The organism is Halovenus amylolytica (genome assembly GCA_004015825.1).
Classification (GTDB): domain Archaea; phylum Halobacteriota; class Halobacteria; order Halobacteriales; family Haloarculaceae; genus Halovenus; species Halovenus amylolytica.
Genome location: SAYS01000016.1, coordinates 84,221 through 98,850, shown reverse-complemented (window position 1 = coordinate 98,850; position 14,630 = coordinate 84,221). Strand labels below are relative to the sequence as shown.

Below are 14,630 nucleotides of genomic sequence, written 5' to 3'. Positions count from 1 at the left end.
GACTATCTCGGAAAGCTGTGCGTATGGGCGGTAAGCAGGCCCAAAGACGTGTGTGAACACCTCTCAGCACGACACCGAAACGGCGGCTTTTTAAGTGCGGATCGTGGAATAATCGCTACAGTCTAGTGGCGCGACGTGGAAGCGTTACGGCATGACCGTCAGCATACTCGTGCCGTCGTCGCTCGCCCGCGAAGCAGAGGACAAACGCGAGGCAACTCGCAAGATCGGATACGTGGCCCGCGCGGCCACGATCTTCCGGGTCGACCGTCTCACGGTCTATCCGGACCCTGCAGGCGAGCAGAAGTACGACGACGGGTTCGTTGCGACCGTCTTGCGGTACGCCGCGACACCCCCGGACCTCCGAAAGGAGGTCTGGGAGACGCGGGACGAACTGGAGTATGCGGGCATCCTGCCGCCGCTCCGCGTGCGCTCACAGACCGGCTCCGGATCGGACGATTCGGGGTCGTTAAGACAGGGAATCGTGACGAAGGCCGGAACTGATGGGCACGTCCGGGTCAATTGCGGACTGCAACACCCGATCTCTCTCCCCGTTCCATCCGGAATGGAGCTTACGGAGTGGGAGCGTGTCACCGTCAGAGTCTCTTCGCGAGAGCCGGTCCGAGCAAAGATTGTCGACGTCGACCCGTCTGGGTACGTTGTCGACCGCTCGGACCTCGATACGGCAGTGTCGCGCTCGGATGCAGGACTCGCTATCGCCGCTTCGCGGCATGGCGAACACCTGGGTTCGCGCCGTCTCGAAGTCCTCGCTGACCAGTGTCGGCTCACCGCAGGTGAGTCAGACGCCAGCGAGGCCGGGACAGCGGACGCCGAGTGCGAGTATACAGTCGCGTTCGGCGCACCCGAGCGTGGCTTGCCGGAGATTCTCGGTATCACAGCCGAGAAGATTCGCGAAGACGGCTGCAAAGAGACTGGAGGGTTCGACCTCTGGCTGAATACGGTTCCGAACCAGGGCAGTCAGGTCGTGCGCACCGAAGAAGCGGTGTTCGCGACACTCGCCTGCCTGAACCTCATGGAGTAACACCATGCCACAACCAGAACGACCACGAAAAGGCTCGATGGGCTTCAGCCCGCGCAAGCGTGCGTCCTCGGAGACGCCACGCTTCAATAGCTGGCCGTCCGACGATGGACAGCCTGCTGTACAGGGGTTTGCCGGCTACAAAGCTGGCATGACACACGTCGTGATGATCAACGACGAACCCGACTCCCCACGCCAGGGGATGGAACAGACCGTCCCGGTGACTGTCGTCGAGACACCACCGATGCGGGTTGTCGCGCTGCGAGCCTACGAGAAGACGCCATACGGGAAGCGACCGATGACCGAGGTCTGGGCGGACGACTTTCACCCAGAACTCGACCGGGCTCTCGATCTGCCCGACGGTGACGCGGGCGCTTCCGAGGAACAGATTCACGACGCACTCGAAAACGGTGACCTTGCGGACGTACGCGCAATCACGCATACGGTCCCAGGCGAGGTCTCCGGCGTGCCGAAGAAACGCCCAGACGTGATGGAGACCCGGGTCGGCGGTGGCTCGCTCTCCGATCGCGTCGAACACGGACTCGACCTCGTCGGCGACGGCGAGTACTCGATCAACGACGTGTTCCGCGCCGGCGAGTACGCCGACGTCGCGGGCATCACGAAAGGGAAAGGCACCCAGGGCCCAGTCAAACGCTGGGGTGTGCAAAAACGCAAAGGGAAACACGCCCGCCAGGGATGGCGGCGCCGGATCGGCAACCTCGGTCCGTGGAACCCATCACGTGTCCGCTCGACGGTCCCACAGCAGGGACAGACGGGCTACCACCAGCGCACCGAACTCAACAAACGCCTGATCGACATCGCCGAGGACGACCCGACCGTCGAGGGCGGGTTCATCGACTACGGCGAGGTCGACAACGAGTACACGCTCGTCAAGGGCTCGGTGCCAGGACCGGACAAACGCCTCGTCCGCCTGCGCCCTGCAGTGCGTCCGAACGACCAGCCGCGCCTCGATCCAGAGGTGCGCTACGTCTCCGAAGCATCGAATCAGGGATAAACAATGCAGGTACCAGTACGCACAACTGACGGCAAATCCGACGGGGAGATCGACCTTCCCGCGGTGTTCGACACCGAGTACCGGCCGGATCTGATCCGGAAAGCGGTACTCGCCGCACAGGCAAACAGAAAGCAGGACTACGGCTCCGACGACTACGCCGGGATGCGAACCCCGGCGGAATCGTTCGGAAGCGGTCGCGGCCAGGCCCACGTCCCCCGGGAGGGTGGCATGGGTCGGCGTGTCCCACAGACCGTCGGTGGTCGCCGGGCACACCCCCCGAAAGCCGAGAAAGACCGTGGACTTTCGATTAACGACAAGGAGCGACAGTTCGCTGTTCGCTCGGCCATCGCAGCGACGACCGACGCGGAAGTCGTCGCAGAGCGCGGCCACGAGTTCGACGACGACGTCGACCTTCCAGTCGTTGTCAGCGACGAGTTCGAAGAACTGAACAAGACGAAAGAAGCCGCTGCGATGCTCGAAGCGCTCGGCCTCGCGGCCGATATCGAGCGCGCAGACGAGACGAAAATCAAGGCCGGCCAGGGGTCTGCCCGCGGCCGGAAGTACCGACGACCGAAATCGGTCCTCTTCGTCACCAGCGAGGAGCCATCACGCGCAGCGCGCAACCTCGCCGGTGCCGACGTGGCGACCGCGAACGAACTCAACGCGGAGGACCTCGCACCCGGGACGCAGCCGGGGCGACTCACAGTCTGGACAGAGAGCGCCGTCGAGGAGGTGGCTGACCGATGATGGACGCAATTCTTCATCCACACGTCACCGAGAAGACCGTCGACAAGATGGACTTCGACAACAAGATGGTCTTCATCTGCCAGACCGACGCGACCAAAGAGCAGATCGTCGAAGAGGTCGAGGAGCAGTTCGATCTCAACACGACGAACATTAACACGATGATCACGCCAAAGGGACAGAAAAAGGCCGAACTGACACTCTCGGACGAACACGACGCACAGGAAGTCGCGTCACGGATCGGGGTGTTCTAACGATGGGACAGCGAATTCGCGGACAACGGCGTGGACGCGGTGGCTCGACGTTCCGGGCCCCCTCGCACCGCTACAAGGCGAACATGGACCATCGGACGGTCGAAGACGCAGATATCGTCTCCGGCGAGGTCGTCGGCATCGAGCACGACCCAGCACGGAGCGCACCGATCGCCGACGTCCAGTACGACGACGGCGACCGCCGACTCGTCCTCGCCCCCGAGGGCATCACAGTCGGCGACGAGATCCAGATCGGCGTCTCGGCGTCGATCGAACCGGGCAACACCCTTCCACTCGCGGAGATTCCGGAAGGCGTCCCGGTCTGTAACGTCGAGGCGAACCCGGGCGACGGCGGAAAGTACGCCCGCGCCTCCGGTGTCAACGCGACACTGCTGACCCACGACCGTTCGGTTGCGGTCGTCCAGCTGCCAAGCGGCGAGATGAAACGACTGGACCCACAGTGCCGGGCGACGATCGGTGTCGTCGCAGGTGGTGGCCGAACGGAGAAACCAGTCCTCAAGGCAGGGAAGAAATATCACAAGGTCAAATCACGCGGGACCGTCTGGCCCCGGGTGCGTGGCGTCGCGATGAACGCCGTCGACCACCCATTCGGTGGCGGTGGCCGCCAGCACCCCGGCAAGCCGAAGAGTATCTCGCGAGACGCACCGCCGGGACGCAAGGTCGGGGATATCGCCTCGAAACGCACCGGCAGAGGTGGTGACAGATGAGCTCAGATTATCAGATCGGCCACGAAGGCGAGTTTACCTACCGTGGTCACACGCTCGAAGAGTTGCAGGAGCTATCGCTCGACGAGGTCGCGGAACTGCTTCCCGCACGCCAGCGGCGAACCATCGAACGCGGTCTGTCCGTCGAACACGAGAAACTCCTCGAGAAGGTCCGCGAGGCCGGCGAGGAGGAGACGGCGAACAATCCGATCCGGACACACCTCCGGGACATGCCGATCGTCCCCGAGATGGTCGGGATCACCTTCGCCGTTCACAACGGGCAGAGCTTCGAGCGAGTCAACGTCGAGCCGGAGATGCTCGGGCACTATCTGGGTGAGTTCCAGCTGACCCGGACGAGTGTCGAGCACGGACAGGCCGGTATCGGAGCGACACGCTCCTCGAAGTTCGTACCCCTCAAATAAATCATGGGAATCAGCTACTCAGTCGATGCCGACCCGGAGACCACGGCGAAAGCGATGCTTCGGGAGCGGCACATAAGCAACAAGCACAGCAAGGCCATCGCCCGTGAGATCAAGGGGATGACAGCCGGTGACGCCGTCGAGTTTCTCGAAGGTGTCGTCGAAGGCGACAACGTCGTCCCGTTCCGACAGCACAACTCGGGCGTCGGCCACAAGAAAGGAATCGACGGCTGGGATGCCGGTCGGTTCCCGGAGAAAGCAAGCGAGGCGTTCCTCGATCTCCTGCGAAACGGGATCGGGAACGCCGACCACCAGGGATTCGACGGTGAGTCCATGGAGATCATGCACGTCGCAGCCCACAAGGTCGGCGAGAGTCAGGGCCGCAAACCCCGCGCGATGGGGCGAGCGAGTCCGTGGAACACGCCGGAAGTCGACGTCGAACTCGTCCTCGTAGAGGGAGGTGAGGAGTGATGGCTGACGAACAGCAGTTCATCGACAACGGACTCCAGCGCACGCAGATCGACGAGTTCTTCCAGGACGAACTCGGCCGAGCGGGCTACGGCGGCATGAACATCGCCAAGACCCCGATGGGCACACAGATCGTGCTGAAAGCCGAGAAACCCGGCATGGTGATCGGCAAAGGCGGGAAGAACATCCGCAAGATAACCAGCACGCTCGAAAGCGACTTCGGGCTCGACGATCCGCAGGTCGACGTCCAGGAGGTCGAAGAACCCGACCTGAACGCCCGGATCGTCGCGGACCGACTCGCCAACGCCCTCGAACGGGGCTGGTACTTCCGGAAGGCCGGTCACACGACGATCGACCGGATCATGGAGTCGGGCGCGCTCGGTGCAGAGATCGTCCTCTCCGGGAAGGTCACGGGAGCGCGCTCACGCGTGGAGAAATTCAACCGCGGCTACATCAAACACAACGGCGAACCCGCAGAGGAGATCGTCGACCACGGGATCGGCACGGCAGTCGTCCAGCTTGGCACCATCGGTGTCCAGGTGAAGATCATCCCACCGGGCGCAGAACTGCCCGACGACTTCGAGGTCTACGACGACAAGCAGGTCGAGGACTACATCGACGACGAGGAAGGTGTCGAAGAGCTGCTCGCCGGCGAGCCAGCGGAGGCCGAGGCGGCCGACGCTGACGCCGAGGAGGAGGCCGAAGCCGACACCGACACCGAAGATGTCGACGAAGAGGTCGTCGAGGAGCCAGCCGAGGAGTTCGACGACCCCGACCTGCCCGAGGGTGACGAGGTCGAAGACGAACTCGAAGATCTCGACGCCGCCGTCGAGGAGGAACTCGACGAGGAGACCGAGGCGGAAGCCGAGGAGCTCATGGACGAGATGGACGAGGCAGACGAGACGGAGGCTGACAAATGACTGTCTTGCACACCGAGGAGATCCGTGACATGACGCCGCCCGAGCGCGAGGTCGAACTCGAAGACCTCGAGACGGAACTGCTCAACGCAGTGTCGGCGAAGGCAGCGGGCGCGCAGCCGGAGAACCCTGGTCGGATCAAGGAACTCCGGAAAGCGATCGCCCGGATCAAGACGATCCAGCGCGAGGAAGGCGACCTCGAAGACACAGTCGAGGAGGAGGCATAATGGCACTGACACCGGAGACGTTGGCTCGACACGAACTCGTCGGACTCGACGTCCGCGTCGTTGCGGCGTCGAACCCGGATCTGACCGGCGTGGCCGGCGAGGCCGTCTCGGAGACGACCAACACAGTCGGGATCGAGCGCGACAGTCGCGTTCGACAGGTCCCGAAAGACAGCGCCACGTTCGAGTGGACGCTGCCCTCCGGTGCCGTCGTCGAGACTGCCGGCGAAGCGTTGCTCGCGCGACCGGCGCGCCGCAGTGAACATAGAGGTGATTCGAAATGGCGATAGGACTAGACGTAACGAAACCACCAGAACCAGAGAACCCAGAAGAGTACGACTACGAGACGTGCCCGTTCTACGGGGATCTCCCCGTTCGCGGGCAGGTCATCGAGGGCGAGGTTGTGTCGACGGATATGGCGAAGACAGTCGTCGTCGAACGGGAGTACGACGTGACCGTTCCCAAGTACGACCGACTGATGAAACGCCGCTCGCGCATTCCGGCCCACGTGCCGGGTGTGCTGCGACCGCTGTCGGTCGGCGACACGGTCAAGATCGCGGAGACACGGCCGCTCTCGAAGACGAAATCACACGTTGTAGTCGAAGTGGTGGCCGACGAGGCCACGGAAAGTGCGAGCGGTGGGAACCGCGAGCAAGGAGGTGATGCCTGATGGAGGCACTCAAAGCAGACGTCACGCAGGGCCTGGAGAAAGGCTCCCTGATTACCTGCGCGGACAACACCGGAGCCCGCGAGCTGAAAGTGATCAGCACCCACGGCTACTCCGGGACGATCAACCGCCATCCGAAGGCCGGAATCGGTGACAAGATCACCGTCTCGGTCACGAAAGGCACACCGGAGATGCGACGGCAGGTGCTCGAGGCCGTGATCATCCGACAGCGACAGACGATCCGACGGCCCGATGGCACCCGAGTCCAGTTCGAGGACAACGCCGCCGTCGTCATCGACGACAACGAGGAACCGCGTGGCACCGAAATCAAGGGTCCGATCGCTCGTGAAGTCGCGGAGCGGTTCGGGTCGATCGCATCCACAGCGACGATGATAGTATGACGAAACAACCACACAAACAGCGGAAGGCAACACGGAACGCCCCGCTCCACGAGCGCCACAAACAGGTGCAGGGAACGCTTTCGGCCGATCTCCGCGAGGAGTACGGCACGCGTTCCGTCCGAGTCAACGAAGGCGACACTGTCGAGGTCATGCGCGGTGACGACGCCGGCGAGGAAGGCGACGTCGTAGCCGTCGACCTCAAAGACGCTGCCGTCCACGTCGAGGGCGTGACCCTCGAAACAGCCGACGGCGAGGAGGTACCGCGTCCACTCGACGCGAGCAACCTCCGTGTGACCAGCCTCGATCTCTCGGACGACCTGCGCGAGGAGCGTCTCGAAAACGCGGGGGAGGAGGATAACGAATGACAAACCACCAGAAACGACTGTCCGTCCCGAAAAGCTGGCCCGTCGAGCGGAAGACGGAGACCTTCACGGTCAAAGCCGGCGCGGGTCCCCACGGTGAGTCGGGAGTGCCGCTCCTGATCATCCTGCGGGACGTGCTCGGATACGTCGACAGTCGCAAGGAAGCACGGTACGCACTGAACCAGGACAACGTCGTCATCAACGGCAAGCAGGTCAACGACGAGGAACGCCCAGTCGGGATGTTCGACATCGTCGCCTTCGACGAACGCGAGGAGTACTACCGCGTGTTCCCGGACGAGGGTGGCCGACTCGCACTGACGCCGATCGACGAAGATTCAGCACAGAGCAAACTCGGCAAGATCGTCAACAAACGACACGTCCCGGGCGGGGACATTCAGTTGACGCTACACGACGGGCAGACGCTGCTCGTCGACGAGACAGACGAGTACGACGCCGGTGACTCGATCGTCGTCGACAACGAGGACGGTGAGATCGTCGCCCACTTCGTCTACGAGGAGGGCGCACTCGTCACGGCCGTCGACGGCTCACACGCCGGCGATATCGGCACGATCGACGAGATCCAGGTCACACCGGGTAGCTCGCAGAACAACGTCCTCGTCGACAGGGAGGCCTCCGAAGACGACAGTCGCTTCGAGACGGTCGAAGAGTACATCGTCGTCATCGACGAGAACTTCACGGAGGATAACGAATGAGCTCCGACACAGACAGCAGTTTCCACTCGATGCGCGAACCCCGCGTCGAGAAAGTCGTCGTCCACATGGGCGTCGGCCAGGGCGGCCGCGAACTCGCACAGGCAGAGGAGATCCTGGAGGAAGTCGCCGGCCAGCAGTCCGTTCGAACGACTGCGACGGCGACGGAACCGGATTTCAACATCCGCGAGGGTGACCCGATCGGTGCGAAGGTCACGCTGCGTGGTGAGGATGCTCACGAATTCCTCGAAACCGCACTCGCGATCGTCGATCTCTCGGCGTCGCAGTTCGACGACACCGGCAACTTCAGTTTCGGTGTCGAGGAACACACCGACTTCCCGAGCCAGGAGTACGATCCGACGATCGGGATCTACGGGATGGACGTGACGGTCAACCTCGTCCGCCCCGGCTACCGCGTCGCGAAACGGGACAAGGCCTCGCGGTCGATCCCGGCGGCGCACCGACTGAGTGTCGAGGACGCGACGACGTACGTCGAGAACAACTTCGACGTGGAGGTCAACGCATGAGCGAGAGTGAATCAGAACAAGAGACCGGCGAACAAGCCGCGAAACGAACGGGACAGCTCCGGGAGTGCCAGCGCTGTGGCCGCAAGCAGGGTCTGGTCGGCAAGTACGACATCTGGCTGTGTCGACAGTGCTTCCGCGAAGTGTCCCGCAGTATGGGCTTCAAGAAATACTCATGACAGGAAACGATCCACTGTCCAACGCGCTTTCGGCAATCGACAACGCCGGGAACGCCGGGCACCTGACGCAGAACGTAGCGCCCGCTTCGAAGGAGATCGGTAGCTTGCTGGAAGTGCTGTACGACCGCAACTACATCGACGGCTTCCAGCGCGTCGACGACGGCAAAGCCGGTCACTTCGAGGTCGAACTGAAAGGAGCGATAAACGAATGCGGCCCCGTCAAACCCCGCTACTCGGCCGGTGCCGAGGAGTTCGAGAAATGGGAGAAGCGATACCTCCCGGCTCGTGACTACGGGACCCTCATCGTGACGACCTCACACGGCGTTATGAGCCACTACGAGGCACGCGATCAGGGGATCGGTGGCCAGGTCATCGCATACGTCTACTAAAGATGCCACGAACAACACTACAGATACCGGAGGAGGTAACCGCGACCGTCGATCACCTCGATTTCGAAGCCGAGGGACCGAACGGGAGCGTCTCCCGACGGCTCTGGTATCCGGACATTTCCGTCAGTATCGACGACGGCGAGGTTGTAATCGAAACCGACGAAGACGACGCCAAGACGATGTCGACGCTCGGCACCTTCGAGAGTCACATCCGGAACATGTTCCACGGCGTCACCGAGGGCTGGGAGTACGAGATGGAAGTCTTCTACTCTCACTTCCCGATGGATGTCTCCGTCGAGGGCGAGGAGATCGTCATCGAGAACTTCCTCGGTGAGAAAGCGCCGCGGACGGCGCCGATCCACGGCGAGACCGACGTCGAGATCGACGGCGAACTCGTCCACCTCTCCGGACCGGATATCGAGGCAGTCGGACAGACAGCAGCGGATATCGAACAGCTGACGCGCGTCACGGACAAGGATGTGCGGGTCTTCCAGGACGGCGTCTACATTACACAGAAACCGAACAGAGGTGACGCCTGATGGCAGACGAACTGACAGACCTCGGCGGAGTTGACGAAGAGAAAGCAACGGTCCTGCGCGATGCAGGCTACGAGACGGTCGAACACGTCGCCGCAGCGAGCCAGGAGCAGCTCCAGGCCATCGACGGTGTCAGCACGGCGCTGGCCGCCCGACTCAAGGCAGAGACCGACGAAGTCGAGATCAGCGACGACGTCGAAGCCGACGTGGACGAACTCGGCGGCGACGAGGAAAGCGACGACGCTGATGCAGACGACGAAGCTGACGCAGACGATGAAGAGGACGACGACGACGACGAATTCGACGAGCTGACCGACATCAGCGGCATCGGCGCGTCGAAAGCCGAGGCCCTGGAAGAGGCCGGCTACACGACGGTCGACGACGTCCGTGGTGCGAGCCAGGACGATCTCGCCAACGTCAGCGGGATCGGGATGGCGCTGGCCGCCCGGATCAAGGCCGACGTCGGCGATCTGGACGTCAGCGAGGAAGTCGAAGCGGAGATCGAAGACGAAGAGCCCGAAGAGGAAGCCGAAGACGTCGAGACCGAACTTCAGGCCCGGGGACTGGCCGAGAAGACCCCCGACCTGGACGACGAGAACGCACGACTGCTCGTGCAGCGACGTCGTGAGGGCAAACCGCAGTTCAACCGACAGGACTACCACAAGAAGAAACGCGTGCCGACGTCCTGGCGGCGACCACGCGGCCAGCTCTCGAAACAGCGACGCGGCATCAAGGGCAAAGGCGACAAGGTGCAGGCCGGCTTCCGGACACCGAAAGCAATCCGGGGCAAACATCCCTCGGGCTTCGAAGAGGTCCGCGTCCACAACGTGGACGATCTGGAGGGTGTCGACGGCGACACCGAAGCAGTACGGATCGCTTCGAAAGTCGGCGCACGCAAACGCGAGCGAATCGAAGAAGTCGCCGAAGACGAAGGCATTCGCGTACTCAACCCAACCTACGAGGAGGTCAAAGTAGAATGACAGATCTGAGTGCACAGAAACGACTCGCAGGGGACGTCCTCGACGTCGGCAAGAACAAGATCTGGCTCGATCCGGAACGCCAGAGCGATATCGCGGAGGCGATCACCCGAGAGGATATCCGCGAACTCGTCGACGAAGGTGCGATCCGGGCAGAGACCCCGAAGGGCAACTCCCGGGGGAAGGCCCGCGAGCGCCAGAAGAAACGCTCGTACGGTCACCAGAAAGGTCCCGGCACCCGCAAAGGGAAAGCCGGTGCCCGCGAGGATCCCAAGGAGAACTGGCAGTCAAGCATTCGCGCACAGCGGTCACATCTGCGCGAACTCCGTGACGAGGGCGAAATCGACCGCTCGACCTACCGTGATCTCTACGACAAGGCCGGCGGTGGTGAGTTCGACAGCGTCGCGGACATCGACCGCTACATAACGAACCAACTACGAGGTGATGTATAATGGCAACAGGACCACGATATACGGTGCCGATGCGGCGTCGCCGCGAGGCCCGAACAGATTACCATCAGCGGTTGCGCCTGCTGAAATCCGGCAAACCACGGCTGGTTGCTCGAAAGAGTAACACGACTATCAGGGCGCAGCTGGTCACGACGGGGCCACAGGGCGACGAGACAGTTGCGAGTGCGAACGCGAACGATCTCGCAGAGTACGGCTGGGAGGCGCCGACGGGCAACATGCCCGCCGCCTATCTCACCGGCCTGCTCGCAGGCCTGCGTGCGATCGACGCAGGCATCGAGGAAGCAGTCCTCGATATCGGCCTGAACTCCCCGACGCCGGGGAACAAGGTCTTCGCAGTACAGGAAGGCGCGATCGACGCCGGTCTCGAAATTCCCCACAACGACGACGTGCTGGCCGACTGGCCGCGCACGCGTGGCGAGCATATCGCCGAGTACGCCGAGCAACAGGACGGCCTCTACAGCGGGGAGTTCGACGCAACAGAGCTACCAGCGCATTTCGACGAACTGCGCGAAACGTTACTCGAAGATGAGGTTGAACTATGAGTGCTGACGACGGATGGGTCCCACAGACCCGCCTAGGAAAGAAAGTGGCAGAAGGAGAGATCGACACGATGGAGGATGCCCTCAACTCCGGCCTGCCACTGAAAGAACCGGAACTGGTCGACCAGCTCGTTCCAGATCTGGAAGACGAGGTGCTGGATATCAACATGGTCCAGCGGATGACCGACTCGGGTCGCCGAGTCAAGTTCCGCTGTGTCGTCGTCGTGGGCAACCGTGACGGCCTGATCGGCTACGCGGAAGGCCGTGACGACCAGGTTGGCGGTGCGATCCAGAAAGCCATCGACATCGGGAAGCTGAACCTGGTGAAGATCCCCCTCGGGAGCGGATCCTGGGAGGACCAGCCCGGTGGCGATCACTCGCTGATCCGGAAAGCAACGGGCAAGGCCGGCAGCGTCGAGGTCGAGATCAAGCCAGCGCCGAAAGGACTCGGACTGGCGGCCGCGGAGACACCGGGGCACGTTCTCGAACTCGCAGGCGTCGAGGATGCCTGGACGAAAAGCCACGGCAACACGCGAACGACGGTCAACCTCGCGAAAGCGACCTACAACGCGTTGCAAAACGCCGCCGAGGCCCGTCTGCCACAGCGCGTGCGTGAACAGCAACGAGAGGTGGTCGAGGAATGAAAGCACTCGTCCAGCTCCGTGGCGAAGTAAATATCAACCAGGACACCCTGGATACGTTGCAGATGCTGAATCTCGGTCGCGTCAACCACGCCACTCTCGTGCCAGAAGAGCCGAGCTACGAGGGGATGGTGACGAAAGTGAACGACTACGTTGCACACGGCACACCGAGTCAGGAGACGGTCGAACTCCTCATCGAGCGCCGCGGTGAGCCCGCCGAGGGCGACGCCGACATCGACGACGAGTGGGTCGAAGAGAACACGTGGTTCAACACCGTCGAAGAGCTCGCAGAGGCACTGCTAGCAGAGGAGACGACGCTGCAGGAGGCAGGACTCTCACCGACGCTCCGACTGCATCCGCCACGCGGCGGCCACGAGGGGATCAAACAGCCGGTCACGACGGGTGGGCAGCTCGGTATTCACGAGACCGACGAGATCGATACACTACTGGAGGCGATGAGATAATGACAAGCAAAAAGAAACGACAGCGTGGCTCCCGGACCCACGGCGGCGGGACACACAAGAACCGCCGCGGTGCTGGCCATCGGGGTGGCCGCGGTGCGGCAGGGCGAGACAAACACGAGCATCACAACCATCCACCACTCGGGAAATCCGGCTTCACGCGGCCCGAGAAAGCGCAGACAGAAGTCGCCACCATCGACATCCGGGAACTCGACGAGGACGCCCCGTTGCTGGTCGCCGACGACCTCGCCGAAGAGACCGACGGCGGCTACCGGATCGACGCACACGACGTCGTCGACGGTGCCGACAGCGCTGACGTCGTGAAGGTACTGGGCAGCGGCCAGGTCCGCAACGAACTCGAAGTCGTTGCAGACGACTTCTCCGAGAGCGCTCGCGAGAAAGTCGAGGCCGCAGGTGGCGCTGTCGAACTAACAGACGACGATAACGAGGAGTAACATGAGCTGGAAGGATACCGCTGAACCTGTACTAACACGGATGCCCGAGGTCCGCCGGCCGGAGGGACACGTTCCCTTCAAACGGAAACTCGGCTGGACGGCCGGCATTCTCGTGTTGTACTTTTTCCTGACGAACGTTTTGCTGTTCGGTGTTCAGACAGGTGGCCAGGACGTCTTCGGCCAGTTCCGATCGATTCTGGCTGGCTCGCAGGGGTCGCTCCTGCAGGTCGGGATCGGTCCGATCGTCACGGCGAGCATCGTCCTGCAACTGCTCGGCGGTGCGGATCTGCTCGGTCTGGATACCCAGAACAACCCGCGTGATCAACAGCTCTATCAGGGGCTTCAGAAGCTGCTCGTGGTCATCATGACCGCGCTGACAGCGATCCCGATGGTGTTCGCAGGATTCCTGGCGCCGGATCCGAACGTCGCGGGTGATCTCGGCGTCTCCCTCGGTGGGATGCGGTGGATCATCTTCGTGCAGGTGTTCATCGGTGGTATCCTGATCCTGTTCATGGACGAGATCGTGAGCAAGTGGGGTGTCGGCTCCGGTATCGGGCTGTTCATTATCGCCGGCGTGAGCCAGCGGATGATGGGTGGCCTGCTCGGGTTCAGAGAGCTACTCGGGCCGGAGTCCGACGGGATCATCGCGACCTGGCTCCGGGTCGCCTTCGGTAATCGGGAGCTGTCCGGGAGCGTCCTCACACCTGCTGGCCTGCAGGATATTCTGCTCGGCCCCGGTGGTGAGTTCGAACTCGGATTGCTCGCCATCTTCACGACGATCACGATCTTCGCGGTCGTCGTCTACGCCGAATCCGTCCGTGTCGAGATCCCACTGTCGAACACGCGGGTCAAAGGTGCGCGAGGCCGGTTCCCGGTCAAACTCATCTACGCGAGCGTCCTGCCGATGATCCTCGTCCGGGCGCTCCAGATGAACGTCCAGTTCATGGGCCGTATCCTCGACACGCAGTTGGGCAGCTTGCCTGCCTGGCTGGGTACGTACGACGCCCAAGGACAGGCACAGGGCGGCCTGTTCTACTTCCTCTCGCCTGTCCAGTCCCCACAGGACTGGATGTGGTTCGCTGGCTTCGGTGGCGGGAACGAGGTCTGGGAGATCTTGCTCCGGGTCGGGATCGATCTGACGATCATGGTCGTCGGCGGTGCCATCTTCGCCATCTTCTGGGTGAAGACGACGGATATGGGACCGGAGGCGACGGCACAGCAGATCCACGGCTCCGGGATGCAGATCCCCGGCTTCCGCCAGAACGTCCGCAGTATCGAGCGCGTGCTCGAACAGTACATCCCGCAGGTGACCGTCATCGGCGGTGCGCTCGTCGGCCTGCTCGCCGTCTCCGCGAACATGCTCGGAACGATCGGTGGCGTGACAGGGACTGGACTGCTACTGACAGTCTCGATCACCTACAAGCTCTACGAGGAGATCGCTGAAGAGCAACTGATGGAGATGCATCCGATGATGCGCAAGATGTTCGGATAGCTGTGATAACAATGTTATCACGGAAGTA

The 14,630-nt window shown here is 62.6% G+C and carries 25 protein-coding genes and 1 pseudogene; all 26 read left to right on the top strand.

Annotation, left to right across the window (positions count from 1 at the left end):
* Positions 1-151 precede the first annotated feature (151 nt).
* The 26 genes and pseudogenes from EOW68_RS13265 (at position 152) to secY (ending at position 14,602) form a co-directional block, all read left to right on the top strand.
* Entirely contained in the window at positions 152-1,039 is an 888-nt protein-coding gene (locus EOW68_RS13265; RefSeq protein WP_128225646.1) for a putative RNA uridine N3 methyltransferase, read from the top strand.
* 4 nt (positions 1,040-1,043) lie between these two features.
* Positions 1,044-2,051: a 50S ribosomal protein L3 gene (locus EOW68_RS13260; RefSeq protein WP_128225645.1), complete on the top strand. Its 1,008-nt coding sequence runs from the start codon at positions 1,044-1,046 to the stop codon at positions 2,049-2,051.
* A 3-nt stretch (positions 2,052-2,054) separates the two neighbouring features.
* Positions 2,055-2,798: a 50S ribosomal protein L4 gene (gene rpl4p / locus EOW68_RS13255; RefSeq protein WP_128225644.1), complete on the top strand. Its 744-nt coding sequence runs from the start codon at positions 2,055-2,057 to the stop codon at positions 2,796-2,798.
* Positions 2,795-3,049 (top strand): 50S ribosomal protein L23, encoded by a 255-nt coding sequence (locus EOW68_RS13250; RefSeq protein ID WP_128225643.1) that lies wholly within the window; start codon positions 2,795-2,797, stop codon positions 3,047-3,049. Before rpl4p ends, EOW68_RS13250 begins: the two co-directional genes overlap by 4 nt.
* Before the next feature lie 2 nt (positions 3,050-3,051).
* Positions 3,052-3,774 (top strand): 50S ribosomal protein L2, encoded by a 723-nt coding sequence (locus EOW68_RS13245; protein WP_128225642.1) that lies wholly within the window; start codon positions 3,052-3,054, stop codon positions 3,772-3,774.
* Entirely contained in the window at positions 3,771-4,193 is a 423-nt protein-coding gene (locus tag EOW68_RS13240) for a 30S ribosomal protein S19 (RefSeq protein ID WP_128225641.1), read from the top strand. Before EOW68_RS13245 ends, EOW68_RS13240 begins: the two co-directional genes overlap by 4 nt.
* Positions 4,194-4,196: 3 nt before the next feature.
* Complete coding sequence (locus EOW68_RS13235) at positions 4,197-4,661, top strand: 50S ribosomal protein L22 (protein WP_128225640.1); 465 nt, start codon at positions 4,197-4,199, stop codon at positions 4,659-4,661.
* Positions 4,661-5,578, top strand: a complete 918-nt coding sequence (locus EOW68_RS13230) for a 30S ribosomal protein S3 (RefSeq protein ID WP_128225639.1) — start codon at positions 4,661-4,663, stop codon at positions 5,576-5,578. The genes EOW68_RS13235 and EOW68_RS13230 overlap by 1 nt, the downstream gene beginning before the upstream one ends.
* Positions 5,575-5,802, top strand: a complete 228-nt coding sequence (gene rpmC, locus EOW68_RS13225) for a 50S ribosomal protein L29 (RefSeq protein ID WP_128225638.1) — start codon at positions 5,575-5,577, stop codon at positions 5,800-5,802. Before EOW68_RS13230 ends, rpmC begins: the two co-directional genes overlap by 4 nt.
* Positions 5,802-6,089, top strand: a complete 288-nt coding sequence (locus EOW68_RS13220; RefSeq protein WP_128225637.1) for a ribonuclease P protein component 1 — start codon at positions 5,802-5,804, stop codon at positions 6,087-6,089. Before rpmC ends, EOW68_RS13220 begins: the two co-directional genes overlap by 1 nt.
* Entirely contained in the window at positions 6,080-6,469 is a 390-nt protein-coding gene (locus EOW68_RS13215) for a 30S ribosomal protein S17 (RefSeq protein WP_128225636.1), read from the top strand. The genes EOW68_RS13220 and EOW68_RS13215 overlap by 10 nt, the downstream gene beginning before the upstream one ends.
* The gene (locus tag EOW68_RS13210; protein ID WP_128225635.1) at positions 6,469-6,867 is read left to right on the top strand and encodes a 50S ribosomal protein L14; all 399 of its coding nucleotides are present in this window, start codon (positions 6,469-6,471) and stop codon (positions 6,865-6,867) included. Before EOW68_RS13215 ends, EOW68_RS13210 begins: the two co-directional genes overlap by 1 nt.
* Positions 6,864-7,232 (top strand): 50S ribosomal protein L24, encoded by a 369-nt coding sequence (rplX, locus tag EOW68_RS13205; RefSeq protein WP_128225634.1) that lies wholly within the window; start codon positions 6,864-6,866, stop codon positions 7,230-7,232. The genes EOW68_RS13210 and rplX overlap by 4 nt, the downstream gene beginning before the upstream one ends.
* Entirely contained in the window at positions 7,229-7,942 is a 714-nt protein-coding gene (locus tag EOW68_RS13200; RefSeq protein WP_128225633.1) for a 30S ribosomal protein S4e, read from the top strand. The genes rplX and EOW68_RS13200 overlap by 4 nt, the downstream gene beginning before the upstream one ends.
* Entirely contained in the window at positions 7,939-8,466 is a 528-nt protein-coding gene (locus EOW68_RS13195; protein ID WP_128225632.1) for a 50S ribosomal protein L5, read from the top strand. Before EOW68_RS13200 ends, EOW68_RS13195 begins: the two co-directional genes overlap by 4 nt.
* Positions 8,463-8,642, top strand: a complete 180-nt coding sequence (locus EOW68_RS13190; protein WP_128225631.1) for a 30S ribosomal protein S14 — start codon at positions 8,463-8,465, stop codon at positions 8,640-8,642. The genes EOW68_RS13195 and EOW68_RS13190 overlap by 4 nt, the downstream gene beginning before the upstream one ends.
* Positions 8,639-9,031, top strand: a complete 393-nt coding sequence (locus EOW68_RS13185; RefSeq protein ID WP_128225630.1) for a 30S ribosomal protein S8 — start codon at positions 8,639-8,641, stop codon at positions 9,029-9,031. Before EOW68_RS13190 ends, EOW68_RS13185 begins: the two co-directional genes overlap by 4 nt.
* Before the next feature lie 2 nt (positions 9,032-9,033).
* Positions 9,034-9,570: a 50S ribosomal protein L6 gene (locus EOW68_RS13180; RefSeq protein WP_128225629.1), complete on the top strand. Its 537-nt coding sequence runs from the start codon at positions 9,034-9,036 to the stop codon at positions 9,568-9,570.
* A pseudogene (locus EOW68_RS18795) lies at positions 9,570-9,722 on the top strand (helix-hairpin-helix domain-containing protein); the annotation flags it as partial. The gene EOW68_RS13180 and the pseudogene EOW68_RS18795, both read left to right, overlap by 1 nt.
* A gap of 153 nt (positions 9,723-9,875) precedes the next feature.
* Positions 9,876-10,547 carry a 50S ribosomal protein L32e gene (locus tag EOW68_RS13175; protein ID WP_431358926.1) on the top strand — a complete coding sequence of 224 codons (672 nt, stop codon included), beginning with the start codon at positions 9,876-9,878 and terminating at the stop codon, positions 10,545-10,547.
* The gene (locus EOW68_RS13170; RefSeq protein WP_128225627.1) at positions 10,544-10,996 is read left to right on the top strand and encodes a 50S ribosomal protein L19e; all 453 of its coding nucleotides are present in this window, start codon (positions 10,544-10,546) and stop codon (positions 10,994-10,996) included. The genes EOW68_RS13175 and EOW68_RS13170 overlap by 4 nt, the downstream gene beginning before the upstream one ends.
* Positions 10,996-11,556: a 50S ribosomal protein L18 gene (locus tag EOW68_RS13165; RefSeq protein WP_128225626.1), complete on the top strand. Its 561-nt coding sequence runs from the start codon at positions 10,996-10,998 to the stop codon at positions 11,554-11,556. Before EOW68_RS13170 ends, EOW68_RS13165 begins: the two co-directional genes overlap by 1 nt.
* Positions 11,553-12,197: a 30S ribosomal protein S5 gene (locus EOW68_RS13160; RefSeq protein WP_128225625.1), complete on the top strand. Its 645-nt coding sequence runs from the start codon at positions 11,553-11,555 to the stop codon at positions 12,195-12,197. Before EOW68_RS13165 ends, EOW68_RS13160 begins: the two co-directional genes overlap by 4 nt.
* Complete coding sequence (locus EOW68_RS13155) at positions 12,194-12,658, top strand: 50S ribosomal protein L30 (RefSeq protein ID WP_128225624.1); 465 nt, start codon at positions 12,194-12,196, stop codon at positions 12,656-12,658. The genes EOW68_RS13160 and EOW68_RS13155 overlap by 4 nt, the downstream gene beginning before the upstream one ends.
* Positions 12,658-13,110: an uL15m family ribosomal protein gene (locus EOW68_RS13150; RefSeq protein WP_128225623.1), complete on the top strand. Its 453-nt coding sequence runs from the start codon at positions 12,658-12,660 to the stop codon at positions 13,108-13,110. Before EOW68_RS13155 ends, EOW68_RS13150 begins: the two co-directional genes overlap by 1 nt.
* A 1-nt stretch (position 13,111) precedes the next feature.
* Positions 13,112-14,602, top strand: a complete 1,491-nt coding sequence (secY, locus tag EOW68_RS13145; RefSeq protein ID WP_128225622.1) for a preprotein translocase subunit SecY — start codon at positions 13,112-13,114, stop codon at positions 14,600-14,602.
* The last annotated feature ends 28 nt before the right edge of the window (positions 14,603-14,630 follow it).

Bases quoted from the DNA above. Each gene is read 5' to 3' on its own strand.
- EOW68_RS13170 (WP_128225627.1), top strand. From the start codon at position 10,544: ATGACAGATCTGAGTGCACAGAAACGACTCGCAGGGGACGTCCTCGAC.
- secY (WP_128225622.1), top strand. From the start codon at position 13,112: ATGAGCTGGAAGGATACCGCTGAACCTGTACTAACACGGATGCCCGAG.
- EOW68_RS13215 (WP_128225636.1), top strand. From the start codon at position 6,080: ATGGCGATAGGACTAGACGTAACGAAACCACCAGAACCAGAGAACCCA.
- EOW68_RS13185 (WP_128225630.1), top strand. From the start codon at position 8,639: ATGACAGGAAACGATCCACTGTCCAACGCGCTTTCGGCAATCGACAAC.
- EOW68_RS13210 (WP_128225635.1), top strand. From the start codon at position 6,469: ATGGAGGCACTCAAAGCAGACGTCACGCAGGGCCTGGAGAAAGGCTCC.
- EOW68_RS13165 (WP_128225626.1), top strand. From the start codon at position 10,996: ATGGCAACAGGACCACGATATACGGTGCCGATGCGGCGTCGCCGCGAG.
- EOW68_RS13195 (WP_128225632.1), top strand. From the start codon at position 7,939: ATGAGCTCCGACACAGACAGCAGTTTCCACTCGATGCGCGAACCCCGC.
- EOW68_RS13150 (WP_128225623.1), top strand. From the start codon at position 12,658: ATGACAAGCAAAAAGAAACGACAGCGTGGCTCCCGGACCCACGGCGGC.
- EOW68_RS13190 (WP_128225631.1), top strand. From the start codon at position 8,463: ATGAGCGAGAGTGAATCAGAACAAGAGACCGGCGAACAAGCCGCGAAA.
- EOW68_RS13250 (WP_128225643.1), top strand. From the start codon at position 2,795: ATGATGGACGCAATTCTTCATCCACACGTCACCGAGAAGACCGTCGAC.
- EOW68_RS13180 (WP_128225629.1), top strand. From the start codon at position 9,034: ATGCCACGAACAACACTACAGATACCGGAGGAGGTAACCGCGACCGTC.
- EOW68_RS13260 (WP_128225645.1), top strand. From the start codon at position 1,044: ATGCCACAACCAGAACGACCACGAAAAGGCTCGATGGGCTTCAGCCCG.
- EOW68_RS13160 (WP_128225625.1), top strand. From the start codon at position 11,553: ATGAGTGCTGACGACGGATGGGTCCCACAGACCCGCCTAGGAAAGAAA.
- rpl4p (WP_128225644.1), top strand. From the start codon at position 2,055: ATGCAGGTACCAGTACGCACAACTGACGGCAAATCCGACGGGGAGATC.
- rplX (WP_128225634.1), top strand. From the start codon at position 6,864: ATGACGAAACAACCACACAAACAGCGGAAGGCAACACGGAACGCCCCG.
- EOW68_RS13240 (WP_128225641.1), top strand. From the start codon at position 3,771: ATGAGCTCAGATTATCAGATCGGCCACGAAGGCGAGTTTACCTACCGT.
- EOW68_RS13230 (WP_128225639.1), top strand. From the start codon at position 4,661: ATGGCTGACGAACAGCAGTTCATCGACAACGGACTCCAGCGCACGCAG.
- EOW68_RS13220 (WP_128225637.1), top strand. From the start codon at position 5,802: ATGGCACTGACACCGGAGACGTTGGCTCGACACGAACTCGTCGGACTC.
- EOW68_RS13235 (WP_128225640.1), top strand. From the start codon at position 4,197: ATGGGAATCAGCTACTCAGTCGATGCCGACCCGGAGACCACGGCGAAA.
- EOW68_RS13155 (WP_128225624.1), top strand. From the start codon at position 12,194: ATGAAAGCACTCGTCCAGCTCCGTGGCGAAGTAAATATCAACCAGGAC.
- EOW68_RS13200 (WP_128225633.1), top strand. From the start codon at position 7,229: ATGACAAACCACCAGAAACGACTGTCCGTCCCGAAAAGCTGGCCCGTC.
- EOW68_RS13245 (WP_128225642.1), top strand. From the start codon at position 3,052: ATGGGACAGCGAATTCGCGGACAACGGCGTGGACGCGGTGGCTCGACG.
- EOW68_RS13265 (WP_128225646.1), top strand. From the start codon at position 152: ATGACCGTCAGCATACTCGTGCCGTCGTCGCTCGCCCGCGAAGCAGAG.
- rpmC (WP_128225638.1), top strand. From the start codon at position 5,575: ATGACTGTCTTGCACACCGAGGAGATCCGTGACATGACGCCGCCCGAG.